Origin of the sequence: Marinimicrobium sp. LS-A18 (assembly GCF_000463525.1) — a bacterium.
Lineage (GTDB): Bacteria > Pseudomonadota > Gammaproteobacteria > Pseudomonadales > Cellvibrionaceae > Marinimicrobium > Marinimicrobium koreense.
The window spans coordinates 1,051,275-1,074,301 of sequence record NZ_AWEP01000002.1; the positions used below are offsets into that span (position 1 = coordinate 1,051,275).

Annotated in this window: 22 protein-coding genes; 9 read left to right on the forward strand and 13 right to left on the reverse strand. The window is 60.9% G+C overall.

Translation table 11 applies throughout. The annotated features are described in order from the left end of the window. Window positions 1-164 precede the first annotated feature (164 nt). Window positions 165-2,156, forward strand: a complete 1,992-nt coding sequence (locus N645_RS0104630; protein WP_024460346.1) for a transglycosylase SLT domain-containing protein — start codon at window positions 165-167, stop codon at window positions 2,154-2,156. Window positions 2,157-2,174: 18 nt separating this feature from the next. On the opposite strand, the gene N645_RS0104635 is transcribed toward N645_RS0104630, so the two are convergent. Further along, window positions 2,175-3,113: a chemotaxis protein gene (locus N645_RS0104635; RefSeq protein ID WP_024460347.1), complete on the reverse strand. Its 939-nt coding sequence runs from the start codon at window positions 3,111-3,113 to the stop codon at window positions 2,175-2,177. Window positions 3,114-3,322: 209 nt separating this feature from the next. Here N645_RS0104635 and N645_RS0104640 point away from each other — a divergent pair, with 209 nt between their 5' ends. Further along, entirely contained in the window at window positions 3,323-4,552 is a 1,230-nt protein-coding gene (locus N645_RS0104640) for an EAL and HDOD domain-containing protein (protein WP_024460348.1), read from the forward strand. A gap of 17 nt (window positions 4,553-4,569) precedes the next feature. On the opposite strand, the gene N645_RS0104645 is transcribed toward N645_RS0104640, so the two are convergent. The 6 genes from N645_RS0104645 to N645_RS0104670 all read right to left on the reverse strand — a co-directional run bounded on the left by N645_RS0104645 (window position 4,570) and on the right by N645_RS0104670 (window position 11,375). Then, window positions 4,570-4,815 carry a glutaredoxin family protein gene (locus tag N645_RS0104645; RefSeq protein ID WP_024460349.1) on the reverse strand — a complete coding sequence of 82 codons (246 nt, stop codon included), beginning with the start codon at window positions 4,813-4,815 and terminating at the stop codon, window positions 4,570-4,572. Beyond that, entirely contained in the window at window positions 4,816-6,090 is a 1,275-nt protein-coding gene (locus N645_RS0104650) for a DUF5610 domain-containing protein (RefSeq protein ID WP_024460350.1), read from the reverse strand. It abuts the gene before it with no gap. Window positions 6,091-6,164: 74 nt separating this feature from the next. Further along, window positions 6,165-7,022: an FHA domain-containing protein gene (locus tag N645_RS0104655; RefSeq protein WP_024460351.1), complete on the reverse strand. Its 858-nt coding sequence runs from the start codon at window positions 7,020-7,022 to the stop codon at window positions 6,165-6,167. A 42-nt stretch (window positions 7,023-7,064) separates the two neighbouring features. After that, window positions 7,065-7,757, reverse strand: a complete 693-nt coding sequence (locus N645_RS0104660) for a sensor histidine kinase KdpD (protein ID WP_024460352.1) — start codon at window positions 7,755-7,757, stop codon at window positions 7,065-7,067. A 53-nt stretch (window positions 7,758-7,810) separates the two neighbouring features. Next, window positions 7,811-9,454 carry a tetratricopeptide repeat-containing response regulator gene (locus N645_RS0104665; RefSeq protein WP_024460353.1) on the reverse strand — a complete coding sequence of 548 codons (1,644 nt, stop codon included), beginning with the start codon at window positions 9,452-9,454 and terminating at the stop codon, window positions 7,811-7,813. A gap of 115 nt (window positions 9,455-9,569) precedes the next feature. Then, window positions 9,570-11,375: a bifunctional diguanylate cyclase/phosphodiesterase gene (locus N645_RS0104670; RefSeq protein ID WP_238559198.1), complete on the reverse strand. Its 1,806-nt coding sequence runs from the start codon at window positions 11,373-11,375 to the stop codon at window positions 9,570-9,572. Window positions 11,376-11,471: 96 nt separating this feature from the next. Here N645_RS0104670 and cmoA point away from each other — a divergent pair, with 96 nt between their 5' ends. After that, on the forward strand, window positions 11,472-12,206 hold the full coding sequence (gene cmoA / locus N645_RS0104675) for a carboxy-S-adenosyl-L-methionine synthase CmoA (protein ID WP_024460355.1): 735 nt from the start codon (window positions 11,472-11,474) through the stop codon (window positions 12,204-12,206). Further along, window positions 12,203-13,180 (forward strand): tRNA 5-methoxyuridine(34)/uridine 5-oxyacetic acid(34) synthase CmoB, encoded by a 978-nt coding sequence (gene cmoB / locus N645_RS0104680; protein WP_024460356.1) that lies wholly within the window; start codon window positions 12,203-12,205, stop codon window positions 13,178-13,180. Before cmoA ends, cmoB begins: the two co-directional genes overlap by 4 nt. 6 nt (window positions 13,181-13,186) lie before the next feature. On the opposite strand, the gene N645_RS0104685 is transcribed toward cmoB, so the two are convergent. Beyond that, the gene (locus N645_RS0104685) at window positions 13,187-13,732 is read right to left on the reverse strand and encodes a flavodoxin (RefSeq protein WP_024460357.1); all 546 of its coding nucleotides are present in this window, start codon (window positions 13,730-13,732) and stop codon (window positions 13,187-13,189) included. A 177-nt stretch (window positions 13,733-13,909) separates the two neighbouring features. On the opposite strand from N645_RS0104685, the gene N645_RS0104690 reads away from it, so the two are divergent. From N645_RS0104690 to N645_RS0104700, 3 genes are all read left to right on the forward strand, one after another. After that, a complete protein-coding gene (locus N645_RS0104690; RefSeq protein ID WP_024460358.1) occupies window positions 13,910-14,629 on the forward strand; it encodes a response regulator transcription factor in 720 nt (239 codons plus the stop codon). After that, on the forward strand, window positions 14,626-16,038 hold the full coding sequence (locus tag N645_RS0104695; RefSeq protein WP_024460359.1) for an ATP-binding protein: 1,413 nt from the start codon (window positions 14,626-14,628) through the stop codon (window positions 16,036-16,038). Before N645_RS0104690 ends, N645_RS0104695 begins: the two co-directional genes overlap by 4 nt. 258 nt (window positions 16,039-16,296) lie before the next feature. Further along, complete coding sequence (locus N645_RS0104700; protein ID WP_024460360.1) at window positions 16,297-17,223, forward strand: GGDEF domain-containing protein; 927 nt, start codon at window positions 16,297-16,299, stop codon at window positions 17,221-17,223. 7 nt (window positions 17,224-17,230) lie between these two features. On the opposite strand, the gene rluB is transcribed toward N645_RS0104700, so the two are convergent. From rluB to N645_RS0104725, 5 genes are all read right to left on the reverse strand, one after another. Next, entirely contained in the window at window positions 17,231-18,253 is a 1,023-nt protein-coding gene (gene rluB, locus N645_RS0104705) for a 23S rRNA pseudouridine(2605) synthase RluB (protein ID WP_081665864.1), read from the reverse strand. Then, window positions 18,250-19,248: an SMC-Scp complex subunit ScpB gene (gene scpB, locus N645_RS18280; RefSeq protein ID WP_024460362.1), complete on the reverse strand. Its 999-nt coding sequence runs from the start codon at window positions 19,246-19,248 to the stop codon at window positions 18,250-18,252. Before scpB ends, rluB begins: the two co-directional genes overlap by 4 nt. Window positions 19,249-19,288: 40 nt before the next feature. Next, complete coding sequence (locus tag N645_RS16615) at window positions 19,289-20,161, reverse strand: ScpA family protein (RefSeq protein ID WP_238559199.1); 873 nt, start codon at window positions 20,159-20,161, stop codon at window positions 19,289-19,291. A 146-nt stretch (window positions 20,162-20,307) separates the two neighbouring features. After that, a complete protein-coding gene (locus N645_RS0104720; RefSeq protein ID WP_024460363.1) occupies window positions 20,308-20,934 on the reverse strand; it encodes an L-threonylcarbamoyladenylate synthase in 627 nt (208 codons plus the stop codon). Window positions 20,935-20,981: 47 nt separating this feature from the next. Next, entirely contained in the window at window positions 20,982-21,815 is an 834-nt protein-coding gene (locus tag N645_RS0104725; protein WP_255327661.1) for a PHP domain-containing protein, read from the reverse strand. A gap of 97 nt (window positions 21,816-21,912) precedes the next feature. Between N645_RS0104725 and N645_RS0104730 the strand changes: the two genes are divergently transcribed. Together N645_RS0104730 and N645_RS0104735 are read left to right on the forward strand one after the other, a co-directional pair. Continuing rightward, entirely contained in the window at window positions 21,913-22,653 is a 741-nt protein-coding gene (locus tag N645_RS0104730; RefSeq protein WP_024460365.1) for a VC0807 family protein, read from the forward strand. A 48-nt stretch (window positions 22,654-22,701) separates the two neighbouring features. Beyond that, window positions 22,702-23,001, forward strand: a complete 300-nt coding sequence (locus N645_RS0104735) for a YciI family protein (protein WP_024460366.1) — start codon at window positions 22,702-22,704, stop codon at window positions 22,999-23,001. Window positions 23,002-23,027 lie beyond the last annotated feature (26 nt).

Here is a 23,027-nt window from a genome sequence, read left to right on the forward strand (position 1 = left end):
TTTATCGCGGAACGCCAGTAGCGCGGGCCCCAGGGGCCTGTTATGCTGAACTGACAAGCGCGAGACGGATGGGCATCATACAGCCTTCCTTCACGCCACAGAAGAATAATCCGGTCAATCCGCGAATTACCGGTTCATGCACGAGAGAATGAGGTAGCAACACCATGTGGTCGCTGCGTATTCGGTCCCACGCCCCCCTGTTCGCCGTTTTTGTCGGCCTGTTCCTGGCTCTACCCAGAGTACTCGCGGACCCCTCGTCGCAAGACATCGTCTGGCCAGATGCGACCACGGCAAGCCCGGAGCGTCTGGCCCAGCGCCAGACCTTTTTGGAGGCCCGGGATGCCCTGTCCCGGCGACAGATGACCCGTTACGAAACCCTGCTTGAGCAGCTGGAGGGGTATCCCCTCGCCCCCTACCTTACCTACCGGGAACTGACCCGCAACCTGCAGAAAGCTTCCCCCGAGGCGGTCGGGGATTTTCTCGAGGCCGAATCGGGCTCCTATCTCGCCCATCAACTCCAGCGCCAGTGGTTGCACAGCCTCGCCCGCCAGAAACGCTGGGATCAGTATCTCAGCGATTACCCCGGCGCCCTGGGGGACACCGAACTGGCCTGCCACGCCCTCCACGCCCGCCTCGCCCGGGGCGACAAGAGTGCCCTGGATGAGGTCGAACCCCTGTGGAATGTGGCGCGCTCGCAACCGGAGGCCTGTGACCCGGTATTCGACCGCTGGATGGCCGAAGGACGGCTGACACCGGCCATCACCTGGGAGCGCCATACCAAGGCCATCAAGGGACGCGCCTACGGCCTGGCCAACTACCTTGCCCGGCAGATGCCGGATAGCTGGCAAGGCAAAGCCAGACTCATGCGGGAGGTGAACCGCAACCCCACGGCGCTCGCCCAGACCGCACGTTTTCGCGAGCAGTCCGAGGCCATGCAGGACATCATCAGCCACGGCATTCAACGTCTTGCGCGCCGCGACGCCCTTCAGGCTCTGGCGCTCTGGCGTGGTTACGATGCCCAGCAGCTGTTTTCCCACGCCGAGCGCCTGGCCACCCAGGAAACCATTGCCCAGCGCCTGATTTTCCAGGGCCACCGGGAGCAGGCCGATCAACTGTTGGCTACCGTCCCGGCACTGGGCAATACCGATCTGGTCGAATCATTGATTCGTGACGCCCTGGAGCAACTGGACTGGGAGCGCGCCTATACCTGGCTCAACCAGCTTCCCGCCGAAGCTCAGGACAGCGAGCGGTGGCGCTACTGGCGCGCCCGGATGATCGAGGAGCTGGCGCTGGAGAACACCGGCCCCGAGCCGAGAGATCTCTACGCCGCCGTGGCCGCCACCCGGAGCTTTTACGGGTTCCTCTCCGCCGACAAGCTGGGCTTCGAGTACCGCCTACTGGACCAGCCGGCGCCGGTCTCGGACGCCGTGCTGGCCGACATGGAACAGCACCCGGCGTTGCAGCGCGCCTATGAATGGTTGATGATCGGCGACACCGTTGCGGCCAGCCGCGAGTGGTATTACACCGTACCCGGGCTGGAGCACGAGCGGATCATGGCAGCCGGCAAACTGGCCCAGCGCTGGGGCTGGCACCGCAAAGGCATTCAGGCAATGATCAGCGCTCGTTTCTGGGACGACTTGCAGATGCGCTTTCCCCTCGCCTATCAGGAACATGTCCAGGCCGCCGCCCGGGACACCGCCATCCACCCTCACCTGCTGTTCGCCATTGCCCGCCAGGAGAGCGCCTTCATGCCCCACGCCCGCTCACCGGCCGGCGCCATGGGGCTGATGCAGCTGATGCCCGCCACCGCTCAGCAGACCGCCCGGAGAGCGGGCGTGCCCTACCGGCGCGCCGATCTGCTCAGCCCGGAGAAAAACATCGCGCTGGGGAGCCGTTACCTGAATGAACTACTGACCGAATTCGGCGGCAACCGGATTCTCGCCACAGCGGCCTACAACGCCGGCCCCTATCGGGTAAAGCAGTGGTTGCGGGAGAAGACCCACAAGCTGCCCTACGACGTCTGGATTGAGACCATACCGTTTCGGGAAACCCGGGGCTATGTACAGAACGTGCTGTCGTATTCGGTGATTTACGGCTACCGGATGGGAGAGAAAAGTCCCTTCATTACGGCGGAGGAGGCAAGCGCGCCCTTCTGATCGAGCGCGCTACCGGAATCAGAGGTTCAGGTAGGCTTTCAGCCGGGCCTGAACCACACTGGCCAACTCGTCCGGCGCGAACTTTGACAGAAAGGCATCACAGCCTACCTTGGATACCATCGCCTGATTGAACCCGCCGCTGAGCGAGGTATGCATGACCACATGCAGGTCCCCGAAATCCGCCGACTGACGGATTTCCGCGGTCAGTCGATAACCGTCCATCTCGGGCATCTCCGCGTCGGTGATCAGCATGACCACCTCATCGGTAACCCGCTTGCCTTCGGCAACCCAAGCCTGCAGTTGCCGCAACGCTTTCAGGCCATCCTGCACCGCAATCAGCTCCAGCCCCAGCTCGCTGAGTGTCTCCCGGACCTGAGCGACGGCGGTTGCCGAGTCCTCGGCAAGCAGCACCTTCAGCCCTCGTGCCCTGGCTTCCCGGGCCAGCGTCTGATCCAGCGTCTGCTCGGAGACCGAGGTGTTCAGTTCCGCCACTTCGGCCAGAACCCGCTCGACGTCCAGAATCTCCACCAGCCGGCCGTCCACACGGGTGATTGAGGTCAGGAAGTGACCGCGTCCCGCCCCTTCCGGTGGCGGCAACACCTCCTCCCAGTTCAGGTTGACAATACGGTCTACCGGCCCGGTCATAAAGGCCTGTACCGAGCGGTTGTATTCCGTGACGATCAGGTTCTGCTCGGTGCCCGGCGGCAGAGCCCGGGCACCGATCGCGGCACTCAGATCCAGTACCGGAATTGTCTGTCCGCGCCACTGGGTCACCCCACACACCTGGGAGTGACTGTGAGGCACCCGGCGCAACCGGGGCATTTTGACCACTTCCTGGACCTTGAAGACATTGATCGCGAACAACTGGGCGCCCCCCAATCGGAACAACAGCAGCTCCAACCGGTTTTCGCCCACCAGGCGGGTTCGCTGATCCACGGTACTGAGCAGGTTTGCCATAGTGAAATCCCCGAAAGAAGGCGCGCTTGATTATTGTCTGATGAGCGTTGCAGCGGCGCCGGATATTGCCAGTCTAGCAGAAATGGCGCAATATTCATCAATTTGGCCTGACCCGTTCCCCCTCCCTCCGCTCCCGGCGATTGTGTACAAGGACCGGACCGGGCTAAACTGGCCCACTGGTTCGATTTAAGGATAACGCAGTAGCCCCCATGTCTGACCTTCTACCGCTGCTGGCGCGGCAACCCATTTTCAACCGTTCCATGCAGGTCGTCGCCTACGAACTGCTGTGTCGCTCGGGCTCCGGGAACCTGGCCTCCTTCACCAATGGTGACTCCGCCAGCTCGCAGGTATTGCTGCACACTTTCACCGATCTCTCGCTGGAAAAAGTGGTCGGCAAACTCAAAGCCTATATCAATTTTACCCGGACCCTGTTGATCACGCCCCCGCCCTTCGACCGCCGCCAGATGGTGGTGGAAGTTCTCGAGGATCAGGTGGTCGATCAGGCACTGCTGACCGGCCTGACGCAGTTGCGCTCCGAGGGCTATACCATTGCCCTGGATGATTTTGTGCTCACCGAGCAGACCCGCCCTCTGCTGGAGTACGCCGATATCGTCAAGCTCGACGTACTGCAACTGTCGGAAACCGAACTGCTGGATCATATCGAACAGCTCAAACCCCTGGGCCTCACTTTACTGGCCGAAAAGGTGGAAACCTACGAAATGCTTGAGCGTTGCCGGGCCCTGGGGTTCGACCTGTTTCAGGGCTATTTCCTCGCGCGTCCGAAAATTCTCTCGGGTCACAAAATCTCGGAAAGCAAGCAGGCCGTTCTGCAACTGCTCGCCGCCCTGCACGATCCCGATGTATCCATTCTGCGCGTCGAGCAGCTACTTTCCCAGGACCCGGTGCTGAGCTATAAACTGTTGCGCCTGGTCAACTCCGCCGCCTTTGCCCTGCCGCGAACCATCGAGTCCCTGCGCCAGGCCATCACCCTGCTCGGCCTGGACATCATCAAAAACTGGGTCAATCTGTTGGCCATGGCCAACCTCGGCAACAAACCCACCGAACTGAGTGTGGCGGCGCTGACCCGCGCCCGAATGTGCGAGACCCTCGCCAGTGCCATGCAAAGAGAGGCCCGTCAGGATGCGTTCTTCACCGTCGGCCTGCTGTCCACCCTGGATGCGTTCATGGACGTACCGCTCGATGTGCTGTTGGGCAACCTGTCCCTGAGCCCGGAACTGAGCGAGGCCCTGCTACGCCACCAGGGGCACGAGGGACGGATTTTGGATATCGTGGAGCATTATGAGCGGGGTGCCTGGGGGGCGATCGACTGGTCCTATCTGAGCAGCGTGGGCATCACGGCCAGCCAGCTCTCCCAAGCCTACCTGGAAGCCATTCAGTGGGTTTCCGACACCATGGATCAGATCGGGATAAAGCTCTGAGCCGACCGGAGGTCGCACTATCCTTCGAGTAATCCCGTTACCTCACCCGAGCTGAAGGGCCAGCCCAGTTCCGCTCCGGAATCGGACCGGGCGACCACCGGAATGCGCGCTCCGTAGCGAGCCATCAGGCTATCCGAGTCCGCTATATCCACCTCTTCCAACCGCCACCCGGTCTGTGTCAGTGCAGGCCAGAGTTCATCTTTGGCCTGTTCGCACAAATGGCAGCCGAGAGTGGTGTAAAGGATCAGAACCGGTTCCGACAATCAGGCCTCCCCGGACGTATCACCGACATCAGCCGAAGAACGCTGAGGCCGTTCGGCACCCACCGGGTCGGTGGTCAGCGTCTCCAGCATCTCCGCCATGAACCCGCGCAGGGACTGGGCTGGAGTATCGGTTTGATCAGACGGCAGCATGCGCTCGGCGACGTCCAGAAGCAGCGTGTCGGGATTTGCGGACACCCGGGATGCATCAGCCAGCGTTGCCTCCAGGCCCCGGAGGAACTGACCCAAGGGCGCCAATCGCTCCTGAAGCCCGGGGCCCTGCTCGGGCTTTCCGGTGCTCCGACCATAGGTTTCGCTGACCTGCCGGATCGACGATTGGCTCAGGTTCAGGGAGAAGCCGGCCACTTGCTCGCGGTCGTAACCGAGCGCCATGGCCGATTCCAGTGCCCCATTCAGGTCACCGGAGAAGAACTGTTCGGCCAGACGATCAACGCCCCCCAGAAGGGATTCGATCGCGGACCGTTCATCGGCATTCAGATCGCCCTCCACAGACCAGCTCAGCGAACGGCTTGCCGCCGCGGAAAAGGAGGATCCGTTGCCCGACCCACTGAGCGACACAGCGGCACTGCTGTTGGCCTGGATGGCGACGCGGTCCCCCTCGGCGGTCATCAGCTCGAAGCTGAACTGACTGGCGCGGGCCTGTTCATAGCGATAGACGAGCGGTCCCTCGGACCGGGAGGTATTGGCGCCATCAGCGCGCTCATCCGACGGGGATTGACCCCGTTTGGATTGACCCAGTTGTTGGTCAACAATCCGCTGCCTGAGGTCTTCGACACCGGCCAATACCCGCTCTCGGGTATCATCAATATCGGCCTGGATCTCGGGGGTAAAGCTCGCCAGGGCTTCCAACTGCTTCTGCGCCTCGGCAAAGCCCTTTTTGAACCCCTCCAACCCGGCGTCCAGGCGCGCCTGCAACTGGGCTTGGGTGGCGCCTTCGGCCGCGTCTTTGAGGAGTCGACGCTCGATAAAGCCGAGTATATTACCCGCGACTTTTTCCGCGCTCAGGGGCTCGAAACGGTCGAACGCCTGAGCCGCCCCACCGCGCTTGGAGGCGAGCTTTTCGTAGCCCATGGCCAGGGTCTGCTCGATGGTCTGGAACGCCTTCTGCCGGCGCTCCTCCAGGCTGGAGGTCTGGGCACCCGGGGCGCGGTCCGATGCCGCTGCTCCCTGAGAGGCAACCCCACCGTTGCGCCCGGACTGCTCGGGGAGAAGATCCGCCGGGCGACCGGAGGCACTGTGAATTGAGGAAATGGGCATTGTGCACCTCCCGGGAGGCGAGTGAATTTACGATACGCTTTCCCGTTATCGGCCGACGCCGGCGGACCTTTAGGTTATTTTTTGAACAACCACACGACAACCACTGCGGCCAGCAGCCCCAGCAGGACCAAGCCTCCGACCCAGCCCCGCTGGCGGGTGGTCCGCTCGGAGCCAGCGGTCGACGCCGTCGGCTGAGGCTGAACCTTCAGAGGCTCCTCGGCCTCTTCCCGTCGGGTCGTCTCATCTACTCTGGGTTTCTGCGCGCTCGTCTTTGGTGAGGGCGCCCTGGTCGGGGCCGTGTTGCGCACGGTGGTTTTCCCGAGATCATCGGAGGGGCCAATGACGCCGAAGCTCAGGGTATCAAAGCGCAGCTCGTCCCCACGACGAACCCGCGCCTCGGTGACCCGCTCACCATTGAGAAAAGTGCCGTTGGAGGAGCCGAGATCCTTCACGTACAGCAGACCATCCAGAATCTGAAGCTGAGCGTGTCGGCGTGACAGGTGTGCGACCGCCAGGTGAATATCACATTCGCTCGAACGCCCCACTACCGTCGTCTCGGCGAGCGGAAATACCCGGGAGCCGAGCGCCGCACTATTGGGCTTGAGGCTCCACTCGGTAAGCGCCGGCGGGGCCTGGCCAACATCTTTTTTCGGATCGATGATCTCCAGCTCCAGATCACCGAGGGTTATCCGGTCGCCCTCCTGAAGCCTGCAGCGGTCATCGATGAGTTTGTCATTGACCCGCAATGGCGTTTCCGGGGCACGGTTTTTGAGAATGAGTCGGTCGGCGCGAACACCGATGACAAACTGCAGGCTGGCCACGCTGGGTTGGTCCAGGATCAGATCGTTGGTGGCTGAGCGCCCCACTTTAACTCCCGGTTCTACCAGCCACACGGACTGGTGCTTATTATGTCGGGCTCGAAGTTTCAGCATAGTTATTATGAATTGCCTGTTAAGGGTTTCAGTGCCCGGCCATCACGGCAGGGTCAGAGTCAGAATGCCACCGCCGAGGGGGCCATCGTTGGCCAGTTTAAGGCTGCCGCGGACGCCGTGAGCGCGATGCAGCTGGACGATCCGGGACGCAAACAGCAGCCCCAGGTTGGTGCTGCCACTGGAGAAAGAAACGCCCGCGTTCATCTCCAGTGGGGCATCCAGCATTGACTGGGGGTAACCCTGTCCATCATCGGCAATGCGGATGTCCAGCCCCCGTTCCGTCGCCTCCGCGCTGAGCAACAGTTGCGAGCGCGAGTAACGGGCACAATTTACCAGAATATTGTTGATCACGCCGCCAAGCAATTCGCTGTCAAAGTACCATTTGAGATCCGGATCACACTTTACCGTCACCTCCAGGCCACGCGCCTGGAACAACACATCATTCCGATCCACCTGGTCCTCCAGCAGATCCACCACATGGTGCTCGTCGACCTGAACACGCAGCGACTCGTGCTGCATGCGATACAGGGTCAACAGCTGAACCAGCTCGCTGTTGATTCGCGACGCTTCGTAGCCGAGCACAGAAAAGGTTTTCCGCTGCGCATCATTTTCCGGCGGGTTCTCCGCCAACATGGACTCCAGGGTATGAAGCAGCATACCCAGCGAGTTTTTCATGTCGTGAACGCTGGAGGCCAATACAAAGCTGAAATCCAGACCGTCTTCTTGTTCGTCCATTGCGCTCCCCTTGTTGGTGTTCAGAGTGTGATGCACCGATGTCACCTCTACCCTCAACTACCGATTTTGACTTTGTGCTCGACTTGCCGATGCAGATCCTGAAGCTGCCGGAAGCGACGGAATTGCTCGTGGTTGGGCAGAATGGTGTCGGTCACAAACTGAAGGGTGACCGACACTTTGGCCAGGTCGCTCTCATGCACACCTTCCCGGTCGATTTTATCCAACAACGCCTGAGCGAGGTTAAGGCGAACCCCGATATGTCGCGGGAACTTGCGCAACGCTTCATCGAAGCATTCAATCGCGTCCCGGTACTGTTGCTGCTCATAGAAGCTGATGCCGCGCTGGTTGATTTCGGCCACCAGCTGCCGGTTTTTATGACTGACCGGTTCTTCCAGCAGCCGGTCAATTTTTTCCAGGTCGCGTTCCTGCCCGGCGTGCAGCGACGTCAACTCATCCAGCAACTCGCTGGCTTCGGTGGCGCGCTCCGTAGCGCGATAGGTCTTGGCCAGCTCGAGCGACGCATCCAGGCTCAGGACCAGGCCCTCATCCGCCAGCAGCGATTGAGTCTGCTCAAGTAACTGCTCCGCCAGTTTTTTATCGCCCTGCCCCGCTGCGATCTGCGCTTCAATCAACAACGCTTCCGCTTTACGATCGGTCTGTTTACCAAACCGCTGCTCGTAATCGCTGAGGGTTTTCAGCGCATCCCGGGCGTATTGTTTGGCCAGTGTTTTGTCTTCGGCGAACAGCGTCGCCGTCGCCCGGGCAAAGTCCAGGTGAACCTCGGCCCGGTCATACACCGAGTTCTCACCCAGTCGAACGGCTTTGCGGTAGGCCGTTGCCGCGGTAACCACATCGTGGTTTTCCATCGCCGTTTCGGCCAGGGTCTGCTGCCGCAAAATCGCTAGCGGAGAGACTTCAACGGCGTGTTCAAGCACTTTCTGCAGACGGTCACGGGCGCCCTGCTCGCGACATATTTGCGCCTGCAGGTCATAGGCCTTCATGAACAACGGGTGTTCCTGCACGGTTTCTTCCAACCATTGCTGCGCCCCCAAAAGGTCGCCCCGCGCGCGCTTGACCTCCGCCATGCCGACCATCGCCCAGTCCAGTGAGCGGTGCTCGAGCGCTTCGCGATACAGCGCCTCGGCGGCATCAACATCTCCCATCTCGAGATACAGGTGACCGAGCATTTTCTGGCAGTGAGCCGCGAACCGGCCGTCGGAGGCCACTTCTTTGCGACACAGCTGAATGGCGACATCAAACTGCTTGCCATTGATGGCCCGATACACCGGCGTCAGCTTGTCGCGCCGGGCCATCAGGCGATCGAGACGCCGCTGCAGGGATCGGGTGGTGATCGGTTTGGCCAGGTATTCATCCGGCTCCGAGTCGTAGGCGGCCATCACCATACTGCGGCTGGACTCCGCCGAAATCAGGATAAAAACGGCCGTGGGATCAAGAATTTTGTGATAGCGAAGATCTTCGAGTACCTGCTGCCCCGTTTTTCCCTTCCCCAAGTTGTGGTCGCACAGTATCAGGTCGTACATTTTGGCCTTGCACAGGCGCAGGGCTTCAGCGCCATTGCTGGCGGTATCAATCGAGTTTACGCCCATTTCCTGAAGCATTTTGCTGACGGTCATGCGAAAGCTGTCAAAGTCGTCCACAATCAGTGCGTGCAGCTTTTTGTAGCCCGCATAGGCCATAGCGAAGTCTCCGGAACCGTGTCATACAGGGCATCAACGCCTGTCCACAGAATAGCGTATTTACCGAGGGGGGAACAGAAAATCAAGAAAATTCAGGGGCCTGCGGCGGTCCGGGTCAGGCGGGCTGGCGCCGGCGGGACTCAAACAGCGAGTTGCCACCCAGCGCCTTGGCGCTGTGTTTCGCCTCGGCCAGTAGCTGCGCTACCTGATGATGGGTTTTACAGTGCACGGGATCAGGCGTCACACAACCGATGGACAGCGTCAGAGGGCCGAAGCGCTGACGCTGGCCAGTGCGGTCGTGGCTCCAGTAGTCTTTCTGCTCCGGGGGCATGAGGTCGACCGCGTCCTCGAGGAACTGCGCCAGAATGCGCTGGCAGCGAACGCGCCAATCATCACTGCGAAAGACCACGACAAAATCATCACCACCGACATGTCCGACAAAATCCAGAGATTCATGGGCATGCTGGGCCAGAAGAGTCCCCAGCATCAGGATCACGTCGTCACCCAGACCGTAACCGAAGGCATCGTTGAACGGTTTGAACTGGTTGATATCGCAGTAAGCGACCGTAAAGGGACGGGCATCGAGCAGTAACTGGTCTATCCACTCGTACAAAGGAACGTTCCCCGGGAGCTGGGTCAGCGGGTTGCTGTGTCTCGCCAGGCGCATTTTTTCCTCAGTGATACAGCGCAACAGCCGTCCCACCCGCACGACGCCGGCATAGCGGCCCTCCCGCTCTACCAGCAGATCAACACTCAGGTTCTGCAGGGGATCTTCCGTGACCATCTGGCCGGCCAGTTTCAGTTCACAATCAACATCAACCCGGATGGTGCGCTTACAGATGAAGGTCGAGATCGGCTTGCCCGCGTGCAGTTCGTAGGAGTATCGATGCGAGAAGATGTTCAAAAGCTCGCTGCGGCTGACCATCCCCAAAGGCCGATCCTCTTCCACGACCGGCAGGCAGGTCAGTTGCTGATCGGCCCGAAACCGTTCGACCACCGACAGGGTTGAAACCGTTGGCTCGACGGCCTCGGCGTACTGAACAATGTCACCGACCCGCTGGCGGAAGGTGAAGGTGTCGTGCAATCGCGGCCGAAAACCGACCAGCCCCTCCAGCCCCACCATCTGCCTGGGCGGGTGGCTGCAGGGCCTCAGCAGCAGGTATCCCTGCACATACTCGACCCCCAGTGCGGCGAGCGTGCGCAGCTCCTCTTCGCGCTCGATACCCTCGGCAATCACCCGGTTCCCGAGCCGGTGCGCAATATCCAGCATGGCGCGCACAAACTCCCGCTTGACCGGATCGGCATCGATATCGCTGATAAAATGTCGATCAATTTTGACGTAATCGGGATTGAGCTCACTCCAGACCCGCAGCCCCGCGTAGCCGGCGCCCAGATCATCCAGTGCCACCGCGAACCCCTGGTGGCGAAAGTGATCCGTGGCCGCCCGGAGCGAGACAAACTCATCCAGCGGCTGGCGTTCGGTCAACTCAAACACCACCCGCTCGGGATCCAGACCGACCCGGGTCAGAATCTCCCGGGTGACCCCTTCCCGGTAGTGCCGGTCGGTAAAGCTCAATGGCGACATATTGAGAAACAGCTTACCCGGCAGCGCCTGTGCCACAAAAGACTCGCAGGCCACTTCCCGACAGGCGTATTCCAGTGCGGCCAGTTGCTGACTGCACCGGGCCGCGTCAAACAACTGGGCCGGGCTGTGCAGGTCGCTGTCCTCGGGCCCCCGAATGAGCGCTTCGTAACCAACGATCCTGCCACCATCCAGTGCGATGATGGGCTGGAACAGAGGCGTCAGCTGCTTCCGGTCAATCAGGCGTTGCAACGCCTCCGAGGGGGCGGATACCGGGGAAAACGGGCCATTGGCCAGACAGGACGAGAGATTGGCAGACATTTCTGCATGGTGAAACATCGATGTGACAATTCCGTGACAGGCGGGCTCTGCCAATTCGGGACCGCAATCGGTACAATTCGCGCCTGAACTCGCCCGATTCACCTGGAAATGCCGATGTCCGACAACCGCTCCGACCAGCTCTACGCCGATCCACTCGCCGAAGTCAGCCGTTTTGCCTTCGATCAGAAGGTCGTGGAGGTCTTTCCGGATATGATCAAGCGCTCGGTCCCGGGCTACGCCACCATCATCAATATGATCGGTGACCTCGCCGAGCGCTACGCGACCTCGAACAGTCGCTGCTACGACCTCGGGTGCTCCCTGGGGGCCGCCACCCTGGCCATGCGACACCGGATTCGCGCCAGTAACTGCGACATAGTGGCGGTGGACAACTCGCCCGCCATGATTGAACGATGCCGCCAGGTGCTCGCCGCCGACACCGCCGAACCCCCGGTGCAGCTGCTCTGTACCGACCTGCAGAGCACCCCGATCAGCGGCGCCTCCATGGCGGTCCTGAACTTCACTCTGCAGTTCATCCCCCCGGCCGAGCGTCAGGCCGTGCTCGACCAGATCGCCGAGGGCCTGCAGCCCGGCGGCATTCTGATCCTGTCGGAAAAAGTGGCGTTCAAGGATCCGCTGCACAATGAGCTGATGATCGAGCTGCATCACAACTTCAAACGCGCCAACGGCTACAGCGATCTGGAAATCGCCCAGAAGCGCAGTGCGCTGGAAGAGGTCCTGATCCCGGAAACGCTCGAAACCCATCGCGACCGTCTCCGCCAGGCCGGGTTTACCAGCGTGGACGTCTGGTTCCAGTGTTTCAATTTCGCATCGATGATTGCTATCAAATGATTGAGTATTACCACACCCTGCTCGAGACGCTTCGCCTCGACCCGGTCCTGTCTCGCTGGGCTGAACAACTGCCGGAGCAGATCCGTCGGGGACTGGACACCCGTCGCTACGGTGACCTTCCCGACTGGCTCAATGCACTGAACCAGTTGCCCGACATCCATGCCGACTCGATCGAGCTGAACCACGAGGTTCGAATCGAGACCGATGACGAGCTCGATGCCGACACCCGCCAGCAGTTGCGACGCGCACTGGAAGCGTTGATTCCCTGGCGCAAGGGGCCCTACCACCTCCACGGTATTCATCTGGATACCGAGTGGCGCTCGGACTGGAAGTGGGATCGGGTCAGCCCACACCTGGCGGACCTGACCCATCGACGGGTGCTGGATGTGGGCTGTGGCAACGGCTATCACTGCTGGCGAATGCTCGGCGCGGGCGCATCCCGGGTCATCGGCATTGATCCATCACCGCGTTTTGTCGTGCAGTTTCTCGCCATTAAACGGTTGCTCGGCGGGAACCCGCCGGTGGACGTGGTACCGGTCGGCATAGAAGCCCTCCCCGCCAAACTGGAGGCCTTCGATACCGTCTTCTCGATGGGTGTTCTCTATCACCGGCGCTCCCCCATGGATCACCTTCGGGAGTTGAAAGAAGCGCTGCGCCCCGGCGGCCAAGTGGTACTGGAGACGCTGGTGATCGACGGTGGATTGGGTGAAGTGTTGGTGCCCGAAGGCCGATACGCAAAAATGAATAACGTGTGGTTTTTACCCAGCGGCCCGAGTCTTCTGAGCTGGCTGCGCAAAGCCGGTTTCCGGAACCCGCGCATGGTCGATTTCTGCCCCACCACTACGGAAGAGCAGCGCGCCACTGACTGGATGAGGTTTCACTCACTGCCGGAGTTTCTGGACCCGGATGATCCCAGCCGAACCGCCGAGGGCCATCCCGCTCCGGTTCGGGCGGTGTTTATCGCCGAGACCTGAATCGGGTCAGTCGTCGCTCAGCGAACTCAAGGGAGTAGTCAACCCAAATGCCTGATGGATCTGCTCGCACCAGAGATTCAGCCGGCTGAGGGTCAGTTCTTCCTGCTGATCTTCATCCAGAGCCAAGCCGACGAACAGGCCCTCGCCGGGAATTTCGGCCTTGGACGCCTCGAAATCATAGCCTTCTGTGGGCCAGTGCCCCACGATAGTGGCGCCGCCGGCGACCACCACATCGTGCAACATTCCCATGGCATCAAGGAAGTAGTCACCGTAACCAAACTGATCACCCAGGCCAAACAGCGCGATGGTCTTGCCACTGAAGTCCACTTCAGCCACATCATCCCAGAACTCTTCCCAATCCGACTGAATCTGTCCGAAATCCCAGGTCGGGATGCCGAGAATCATCTGGTTGTAATCCGCCAGATCCAGTTGGGTCACATCGGCGATATCGTGCACGGCGACCACATCCTCCCCCAGACACTGCTGGATCAGGTAAGCCACCCGTTCGGTGTTACCCTCGTCGCTTCCAAAAAACAAGCCTATCTGCGCCACATGCACCTCTGCTGGTATCACTCCGGATGGACGGGAATTCTCCCAATTCTGGCCCCGGCAGGCAAGTGCGGGAGCCATGTTAAAAAAGGTTAAATTGTGTCCCACGCCATGACAGACGGCGGAGGCTGTAGCACACTACACACTTGGCATTCAAACGAGGCAAGAACCGACACTACCATGGTGAAACTGCTACTGATCGACGATGACCAGGAACTCTGCCAGCTACTCAACGAGTATCTGACTGCAGAGGGGTTCGAAGTGGACGTTGCCCACGACGGCGAGCAGGCGCTGGAGCAAGTCAACCGCGGCCATTACGCGGCGATCATCCTGGATGTGATGCTGCCCAAGCGCAGCGGATTTGACGTGCTCAAGTCGGTGCGGCAGAAGTACACCACCCCGGTGCTCATGCTCACCGCCAAGGGAGACACCATCGATCGGGTCGTGGGCCTGGAAATCGGGGCCGATGACTACCTGCCCAAGCCCTGTGATCCCCGGGAGCTGGTTGCCCGCCTGCGGGCCGTGCTGCGCCGGGCCGGCAGCGCGGTGCAGTCACCGGGCGGCGCCGAAACCCTGCAGGTGGAGGCACTGCGCCTGCACCTGGGTAGCCGCAGCGCCCACTGGCAGGATCACGATGTCCCCCTGACCGGCACCGAGTTCAGCGTGCTGGAGCTGCTGGTTCGCCAGGCCGGCCAGGTGATCAGCAAGGATGAGCTCACCGAGCAGGCCCTGAACCGCAAACTGACCCCCTACGACCGCAGTATCGACGTGCACGTCAGTAATATCCGCAAAAAGCTGACCAGTGCCGGAGCCCGCCGGGAAATGATCATCAACGTCCGCGGCGCCGGTTATATGCTCACCCTGAACGATACCCACGAAGGTGGCCTCGCCTCCGCATGACACGACTTTACCTGAAAGTATTTTTCACCTTCTGGCTGATCACGGCCATGATCATTGTGGCCACCAATGTGCTGGTGCACTGGTTTGATCTTGCACCCGATACCAAAATGCACAAAACCAGCTACGACAAGGACTACGCCCCGGCCCGTCGCCTGCTGTTTCAGATGGTCGGCTCGGCCATCAACCGTAATACCGAAGAACTGATTCAGGACATGAGGGCCATGCCCGGCTGGTCCACCCAGTATTTCTACATTGTCGACGAACAGGGCGAAGACCTGTTGGATCGCCCGGTACCCCAGGGTGTCCAGGCGCTCATTCCCGAGCTGACCAGCATCAAACCCTACGGTCGGCATATTGAAGGCCACCAGAAAATCTATGGCCGATACCTCTCGCTCAATGATGGCCGAAAGATCAAGGTGATTACGGTCTCGTCGACGCACGACGATCCCTCCGAAGCGGATATCATGTGGCAGCTGTTTATCAGCAACATCTGGCCGCTACTGCTGGTCTCGATTCTGATCTGCGGGGTAGCCTGCTACTTCCTTGCCCGACATTTTTCTCGCAGCGTTGCCACTCTGCAGAAAGCCACCAAACAGATCGCCAATGGCGATCTGAGTGTGCGCGTCAGCCCCCACTTTGCCGGACGACGGGATGAAATTGCGAGCCTGGGCCGGGATTTCGACCACATGACCGAACGGCTCGAGAAGGCCATGCTGGAGCAGAAGCGCCTGATCAAAGATGTGTCGCACGAGCTTCGCTCTCCCCTGGCCCGACTCCAGGTGGCACTCGGCATTGCCCAGCAGCGCAGCAATGGTTCGGTCGACAAGGAACTGGATCGGATCAAGAAAGCCGCCGACTATCTGGGCGATGTCATCTCCGACATCCTGGCGCTGCCCGTGCACGACAACGGCGGTTGGGAGCTGGACGATACGCTGGACCTGCGGGCCCTGCTGGAAACGCTGATGGAAAACTACGGGGCCGAAGCGCGGCGCAAGGGGGTGGCCCTGGTATTGGAATCGGACTTGGAGGAAGCGCTGGTCCCGACCCACGGCAACATGCTGGTCGGCGTGTTCGAGAACATCCTGCGCAACGCCCTGCACTACACCGATCCGGCCACGACCGTGAGCCTGTCGCTCAGCGCCGATGCGGCCCAGAAACCCGACGATCCACACTACTGTGTGCGGGTCTGCGACCAGGGGCCCGGGGTGCCGGCGGAGAGTCTCTCCGATATCTTCCAACCGTTCTACCGCACGGACGAAGACCGCAACCGCGAAAGCGGTGGTTACGGGCTCGGACTGGCCATTGCCCAGCGCAGTGTCGCGCTGCACCAGGGCACCATTGATGCGCAGAACCAGCCGGAAGGCGGGCTTTGCGTCCGTGTCTGTCTGCCCGCCGTGAGTGAAAGCTGACGCGCTGAACGGGCGGCACCGGCAAAGTTTGGCCGCCCGCCGGCAAACCTTGTCAAAATTCCGCCACTGCATCGCATTTTGATGTTTCACACGCCAAAAACTGTCAAAGCGCCCTTCATTTTTATTAATAAAAACAACGAGTTAGAGCTCATCGTCTGAATCTGGCACAAAAATCGCTTGAAAGGTTGTTCAAGTACCGCGTTACAGGGTATTTCCGTTACCCGGCAGACGTGACCAACAGACAGAGCGAACCCGTTCATGCCAGACGACGCCCGACCACTACATCGCCAACAGCCTCGTACGCCCCAGAAAGACGCTGCCGAGCAGCGACTGCGCCTGTTGCAGCGCCTGATGACCACCCAGGAACCGGGCACCATGGTCACCCGTTTCTATGACGGGGTGGCACCGCTGTTGAGTCTGAAAGGGCTGCGCTATGAAGCGCCGGTGCCGGGGGGCATTGTGGATATCGGCAATACCGGGCGACACCAGTGTGATTACGCGTTGCACGGCTCCGGCCAGCCCCTCGGTTCACTGCTGTTCTATCGGGATCGTCGGTTTTCCGAGCTGGAGCTGGCGCGACTCGAGGAGTGGCTGAGCCTGCTGGTGGTCCCTCTGAGCAACGCCCTCAACTACCAGAATGCCGTGCGCCTGGCCTCGGTGGATGCCCTGACCGGTCTGGGCAACCGGGCCGCGCTGGATACCGCACTGCACCGAGAGCTGCGTCTGGCGGAACGTTGCGGCAGCGAATTTTCCCTGTTGCTGGTCGACGTGGATCACTTCAAGCAGATCAATGACCGCTGGGGCCACAGTCGGGGCGATCAGGTTCTGAGAGAGGTGGGTAAAGCGATCAGCCACGCCTGCCGGGAGACCGATCTGGTGTACCGCTACGGAGGCGAGGAATTTGTGGTGCTGCTCAGCGGCACCGATGCCAACGGCGCCAGGATTTTCGCAGAGCGTCTGCGCCATGCGGTCCAGACCTGGGTTTCCGACAGGGAGCGGCTGTCAGTCACCGTCAGCATCGGGGTCAGCACCCGCAAGCCGGAGGGTGAAACCTCCATCCACAGCCTGTTCGACCGGGCGGACCAGGCGCTCTACCGGGCGAAGGCCCAGGGGCGCAACCGGGTGGCCATGGAATTGACCTGCCACACCGGTGAAGCCCCCTGCATCCAGGCGGGGCTCAGCTAGCCTGCGCTCAACTGTCCTTGGGCGCTCTGGGTTTCTTCTGTTTTGCGGCGGGAGAACGTTTGCCAACTCCGGCTCGCAGACGCTTTTCCTGTCGCTCCATGCGCTTTCGTTCGTCCGGTGTCAGACGGCTCACTTTGGGCCGCTCAATCCCCGCGGTCAGCAGAAGATCCCGAATTTCCTTGTCATTCAGTTCAATCCACTGGCCTACCCGGACGTGGGAGGGGATGAAAATATTCCCGTAGCGCACCCGTTTCAGACGGCTGACTTTTACCCCCTGGGACTCCCACAGGCGGCGAACCTCCCGGTTGCGCCCTTCCATCACCACGCAATAGAACCAGCGGTTGCGCCCTTCCCCGGCACCCTCAACAATATCGGTGAAGCGGGCCACGCCGTCGTCCAGCAGCACGCCTTCCACCAATTGACGCTTCATTTCATCGTCCACGGCACCCTGAATCCGTACCAGGTATTCCCGGTCAATCACTGAGGAGGGGTGCATCAACTTGTTGGCCAACTCACCGTCGTTAGTGAACAGCAGCAGGCCGCTGGTGTTGTAGTCCAGGCGCCCCACCGAAATCCAGCGCTCACCCTGCAGCGCAGGAAGGTTTTCGAACACGGTGCGCCGCCCTTCCGGGTCCTGACGGGAACAGATTTCACCTTCCGGCTTGTTGTACAGAATCACCCGCTGACGGGATACCTGGGTGCGCACCTGTACCCGCTCACCCTTGAAAAAGATGGCGTCATCGGGCGTCACTCGATCCCCCAGATGCGCCGGGCGGTCATTGACTTTTACCAGACCGGCCTCAATGGCGCGCTCCATTTCCCGGCGGGAACCCAGCCCGGAGCGGGCCAACACTTTCTGCAGCTTTTCATCCAGCGGCGCCTCAGCCACGGGCTTTTTTTCCCGGGGAGCCGCAGGTGCCTTGCCTTTGGCGGCCTTTGGCGGAGCGCCACGACCGCTCTTGCCGGGGGCTGCTGGCTTGCTGGTGTTACTCGACGGCCCAAAGGGGCCCGGTCGTTTCGATTTACTCATAGGGACGATTGGTCTGCCTCGGGGTTCTGACGCGGCTCGGCGTCTGTATCATTCGTTTCGTCGCGCTCAAACAGCGAACCTTCATAGTATTCGGTCTCGGGGGACGCATCCTCCGGGTCTTGCTCACCGTCCGGGTCTTGAGCGGTTTCTGACGGTGCCGACTCATCGGCATCCTCTTCTGTCGCTTCGTCTTCTGCGGCTTCCGCGTGCTCTACCTCATCCGAAGTGGACGGTTCCGCCCCGTTGTTCACCGGCTCGGCCTGCGCCTGAGTCTCGTCGAGATCATCGCTACCCGCTTCAGCCTCGGCAGTGTGTTCAGCCCCGTCGTTCTGGTCATGGCTCTCAGCCGCGTTATCGTCGACGTTTTCCTCGGGACTCGCTTCAGTAGCGGACTCGTCATTCGTGTCGCCATCGCTGTTCCCCGCCGCTTCCGTGTCCAGGTCCAGCGCCGCATTGATGTCGTTGAGGTCGCGGATTTCACCCAGGCTCGGCAACTCGTCCAGACTTTTCAGATTGAAATAGTCCAGAAATTGCCGGGTGGTGGCGTACAGGGACGGACGGCCCGGCACATCCCGGTGACCGACGACCTTGATCCACTCCCGCTCGGTCAGTGTCTTGATGATATGGGAGCTGACCGCGACGCCGCGGATCTCTTCAATATCGCCGCGGGTGATGGGCTGGCGATAGGCCACCAACGCCAGGGTCTCCAGTAGCGCCCGGGAGTACTTCTGGGGTTTTTCTTCCCACAGTCGGTTGATCCAGGGCGCCACCTCGGTCCGCACCTGGAAGCGCCAGCCAGAGCCGACCTCTTTCAACTCGAAACCCCGGCCCTCGCAATCCGCCGCGATGACTTCCAGCGCCGATTTCAGCGCTTCGGTCTCCGGTTCTTCACCCTCTTCGAACAGGGCTTTGAGTCGATTGAGATTCAGCGGTTGGCCCGCGGCCAGTAGAGCACCTTCAACAATATTGCGCAGCTGGGTCGATTCCATGGTCATGCTTGGTTCACACTGATTGATCGGGAGTACCCGGGCATGGCTATTGCACCCGGGCCTTGACGTGAATGGGGCCAAACGGCTCGCTCTGGACAATCTCCACCAGGGATTCCTTGATCAGCTCCATGACCGCCAGAAACGTCACTACGACGCCAAGACGGCCCTCTTCCACACGGAACAAGGCAACAAAGGGCATGAACTGATTGTGGGCCAACCGGTCCAGCACCTGAGCCATTCGTTCCCGGGTGGACAGCTTTTCCTTTTCCACATGGTGACTTTCAAACATATCGGCCCGCCGCAACACCTCGGACAGCGCCAGGAGAATCTCCTTGAGCTCGACATCCGGGTCGGGGCGGGTCAGGTTCCGATCCGGCGCCTCCGCGCTGGCCTGGAAAACCTCGCGCCCCACCCGGGGCAGCTCATCCAGGTCCTCGGCCGCTTCTTTGAAGCGCTCGTACTCCTGCAGACGACGGATCAGCGCCGCCCGGGGATCCTCTTCTTCCTCGTCCTCCTCGCTGGAGCGAGGCAGCAGCATCCGCGATTTGATCTCCGCGAGCATGGCCGCCATCACCAGATACTCCGCCGCCAGCTCAAAGTGCGCAGCGTCCATCAGCTCCACGTAAGCCATGTACTGACGGGTGATTTCGGACACATCGACGTCCAGAATATCCAGGTTCTGGCGCCGAATCAGGTATAGCAACAGATCCAGCGGCCCCTCGAACGCTTCCAGGAACACTTCCAGGGCATCCGGTGGAATGTACAGGTCCTTGGGCAGCTCGGTGTAGGCCTTGCCCTGAACAATCGCGAAGGGCATCTCCTCCTGGCTGGGGCGATGCGTCAACTCAGCCGCCGGCGGCTGCTCTGCCGGGTCGTCGCGCTCGGCTGCTTCGGCCGTATTGTCTGCGGATGAACTCATTCACTCTCTCGCCCCGAGGCTACTCGGGATGGCTAACGGGTTGACGGGCATGCGGCTTGACGCCACTGGCCGGGCATTATAACGATTTAACCCGCCGGGGCCTACTCGGCGCTCGCGGGGCATCGCGCGGGTCCTGCTGACAGGGTCTAATCCGGAATGAACGCGGAGGCATCGCCCTTACCCTGACGGGTGACCTCGGGCACGGCCCCGGTCAGATCAATGACCGTGGTCGGCTCGAGGCCGCAATTGCCCCCGTCGATGACCAGCTCCAGCTGATGCTCAAGCCGATCGCGAATATCCTCCGGATCGCTCATGGGCAGGTCATCACCGGGCAGCAGCAGACTGCTGGTCATCAGGGGTTCACCCAGTGCCTCCATCAGTGCGAGCGCAATCCGGTTGTCGGGCACCCGCAGGCCGATGGTTTTTCTTTTGGGGTGCATCAGCCGGCGAGGCACTTCCGAAGTGCCCGGCAAGATGAAGGTGAAGGGACCAGGAGTGTGGTTTTTCAGCAGCCGGAAGGCCTGATTATCCACCTTGGCGAAGGTCGCCAGCTCGGAAAGATCCCGACACATCAGGGTAAAGTTGTGGTGCTTATCCAGGCGACGCATCTGGCGGATGCGATCCAGCGCGTTTTTGTCACCGATATGGCACCCCAGGGCGTAGGCCGAATCGGTCGGGTAAGCAATGATGCCCCCGCTGCGAATAATATCGACTGCCTGGCGGATCAGGCGATCCTGGGGGTTATCCGGATGAATCTGAAAATACTGGGCCATAATCGTGCTCTTGTTGTCATGGGTGTATCTGACCTCGTGCGGGTCGCTCACGGCGCAAATCCGGGAAGGTCCCACACCGGTCGGCAGCGCTCGGGCAGTGGACCGAAATTCCCCAGCTCCTGCCAGGGAGCGTCCGGGCGATGAAAGTCACTGCCACAGGAGGCCGCAAGCCCTTCCCGCTCGGCAATGCGTGCGAGATCATCGGCAACCCCGGAGGGCTGCTGGCCGCTGACCACCTCCAGCGCGTCGCCGCCTAGGTCGGCAAAATCCGAAATCAGGGCGCACATTTTGGTCCGGGTCAGCGGATACTTCTTCGGGTGCGCCAGCACCGCGAGCCCACCGGCTTCGTGAATCCAGCCGATCACCTGCTCCATGCCCGGCCACTGGAATTTCACATCGGCCGGTTTACCGGCACCGAGATACTTCTTGAAGGCGGCGCCCACGTCCTTTACTTTCCCCTGAGCCACCAGGAACTGTGCAAAATGGGGGCGTCCGAGCTGGCCACCATCGGATTCGCGTCGCGCACCGGCCAGGGCACCGGGGATCCCGAGCTGTTCAAGCCGCTCGGCGATGGCCTCAGCACGACTCTCACGAGCCTCCTGCTGCCCCCGAATGGCCGCCTGCAGCGCCGGCGACTCGATATCGATGCCCAGCCCGACGATATGGACCCCGCCTTTGCCCCATTGGCTGGAGAACTCAATACCGGGAATCAGTGTCAGACCGATATCGGCGGCCGCAGCCCGGGCCCGGCTTACGCCCTCCACGGTATCATGGTCGGTCAGCGCCAACGCGGACACGCCCTGGTCCCTGGCCCTCGACATCAGCGCCTCAGGGCTTAAAATACCGTCTGAGCAGTGACTGTGGCTGTGTAAATCGTACAAAAACAGGGCTCCCGCCGTAAAAGCGGCATTATGGCACGTCTGAGCGCCCGGGAGCCAACGAACCTTGCAACCCCTGACTTTCAACATCGAGGCCCGAATGACCGACAGCGACAGCGTCACCGAAAAAACCGCCAAACTCGGCCCTAACCCCAAGCGGGAAAGCCTGCTGGCCAACCTGCTGCTGAACATTGTGATTCCCACCGTCATCCTGACCAAATTCAGTGGCGAGGAGCACCTGGGCATCAAAATGGGCATCGTGGTCGCCCTGGCCTTTCCGCTGATCTACGGTGCGCGGGATTTTATCGTCAGCCGCAAACTCAACGTATTCTCCGCCCTGGGTTTTGTCAGCATTCTGCTTACCGGCGGCATCAGTCTGCTGGAGCTCGACCCGAAATACATTGCCATCAAGGAAGCCGCCATCCCGGGGCTGATCGGCCTGGCCACGCTGTTCTCCCTGAAAACCCGGTACCCGCTGGTCAAAACCTTTCTGTACAACGACAAAGTACTCAAGGTAAACAAAGTCGCCGCTGCCCTGCGCGAATACAACAATGAGAGCGCCTTCGAGCAGACCCTGCGCAATGCCTCCTATCTCATTGCCGGCTCATTTTTTCTCTCGTCATTCCTGAACTACGTGCTGGCCAAACTCATTCTGGTGAGCGATCCCGGCACCGTGGCCTTCAACGAGGAGCTGGGCAAAATGACCGCGCTCAGTTTTCCAGTCATTGCCGTGCCCGCCATGTTGGTGATGATGTTTGCCCTGTTCTATCTGTTCCGTCGGATTCGGCAATTGACCCACCTGGGTCTGGACGAAGTCATCAATGACGGAAGCGACAACTGATCCCACCGGCTTAACCCCCGGAATTCACCTGTTTGACAAGGAGCCACCATGTTTTATGCCATAATCAGCGAAGACGTTCCCAACAGCCTGGAGAAGCGCAAAGGGGCTCGCACCGATCACCTGGCCCGACTGAACGCGCTCAAGGACGCCGGCCGCCTGTTACTGGCCGGCCCCCACCCGGCCACCGACAGTGAAGACCCCGGCGCGGCCGGTTTTACCGGCAGCTTGGTGGTCGCCGAGTTTGCTTCGCTGGAGGAGGCGCGCACCTGGGCGGATGCCGACCCCTATGTCTCCGCCGGGGTTTACGCCCGGGTGACCGTCAAGCCGTTCAAGCGGGTACTCCCCTGACCGTGAGAGTGATGCGCCATCGGTCA

Excerpts from the sequence above, each read along its gene's own strand:
- N645_RS0104635 (WP_024460347.1), bottom strand. The coding sequence starts at position 3,113 with ATGGCAAACCTGCTCAGTACCGTGGATCAGCGAACCCGCCTGGTGGGC.
- scpB (WP_024460362.1), bottom strand. The coding sequence starts at position 19,248 with ATGACCATGGAATCGACCCAGCTGCGCAATATTGTTGAAGGTGCTCTA.
- N645_RS0104650 (WP_024460350.1), bottom strand. The coding sequence starts at position 6,090 with ATGCCCATTTCCTCAATTCACAGTGCCTCCGGTCGCCCGGCGGATCTT.
- cmoB (WP_024460356.1), top strand. The coding sequence starts at position 12,203 with ATGATTGAGTATTACCACACCCTGCTCGAGACGCTTCGCCTCGACCCG.
- rluB (WP_081665864.1), bottom strand. The coding sequence starts at position 18,253 with ATGAGTAAATCGAAACGACCGGGCCCCTTTGGGCCGTCGAGTAACACC.
- N645_RS0104665 (WP_024460353.1), bottom strand. The coding sequence starts at position 9,454 with ATGGCCTATGCGGGCTACAAAAAGCTGCACGCACTGATTGTGGACGAC.
- N645_RS0104690 (WP_024460358.1), top strand. The coding sequence starts at position 13,910 with ATGGTGAAACTGCTACTGATCGACGATGACCAGGAACTCTGCCAGCTA.
- N645_RS0104660 (WP_024460352.1), bottom strand. The coding sequence starts at position 7,757 with ATGGACGAACAAGAAGACGGTCTGGATTTCAGCTTTGTATTGGCCTCC.
- N645_RS0104730 (WP_024460365.1), top strand. The coding sequence starts at position 21,913 with ATGACCGACAGCGACAGCGTCACCGAAAAAACCGCCAAACTCGGCCCT.
- N645_RS0104655 (WP_024460351.1), bottom strand. The coding sequence starts at position 7,022 with ATGCTGAAACTTCGAGCCCGACATAATAAGCACCAGTCCGTGTGGCTG.
- N645_RS0104630 (WP_024460346.1), top strand. The coding sequence starts at position 165 with ATGTGGTCGCTGCGTATTCGGTCCCACGCCCCCCTGTTCGCCGTTTTT.
- N645_RS0104700 (WP_024460360.1), top strand. The coding sequence starts at position 16,297 with ATGCCAGACGACGCCCGACCACTACATCGCCAACAGCCTCGTACGCCC.
- N645_RS0104640 (WP_024460348.1), top strand. The coding sequence starts at position 3,323 with ATGTCTGACCTTCTACCGCTGCTGGCGCGGCAACCCATTTTCAACCGT.
- N645_RS0104670 (WP_238559198.1), bottom strand. The coding sequence starts at position 11,375 with ATGTTTCACCATGCAGAAATGTCTGCCAATCTCTCGTCCTGTCTGGCC.
- cmoA (WP_024460355.1), top strand. The coding sequence starts at position 11,472 with ATGTCCGACAACCGCTCCGACCAGCTCTACGCCGATCCACTCGCCGAA.
- N645_RS16615 (WP_238559199.1), bottom strand. The coding sequence starts at position 20,161 with ATGAGTTCATCCGCAGACAATACGGCCGAAGCAGCCGAGCGCGACGAC.
- N645_RS0104735 (WP_024460366.1), top strand. The coding sequence starts at position 22,702 with ATGTTTTATGCCATAATCAGCGAAGACGTTCCCAACAGCCTGGAGAAG.
- N645_RS0104695 (WP_024460359.1), top strand. The coding sequence starts at position 14,626 with ATGACACGACTTTACCTGAAAGTATTTTTCACCTTCTGGCTGATCACG.
- N645_RS0104720 (WP_024460363.1), bottom strand. The coding sequence starts at position 20,934 with ATGGCCCAGTATTTTCAGATTCATCCGGATAACCCCCAGGATCGCCTG.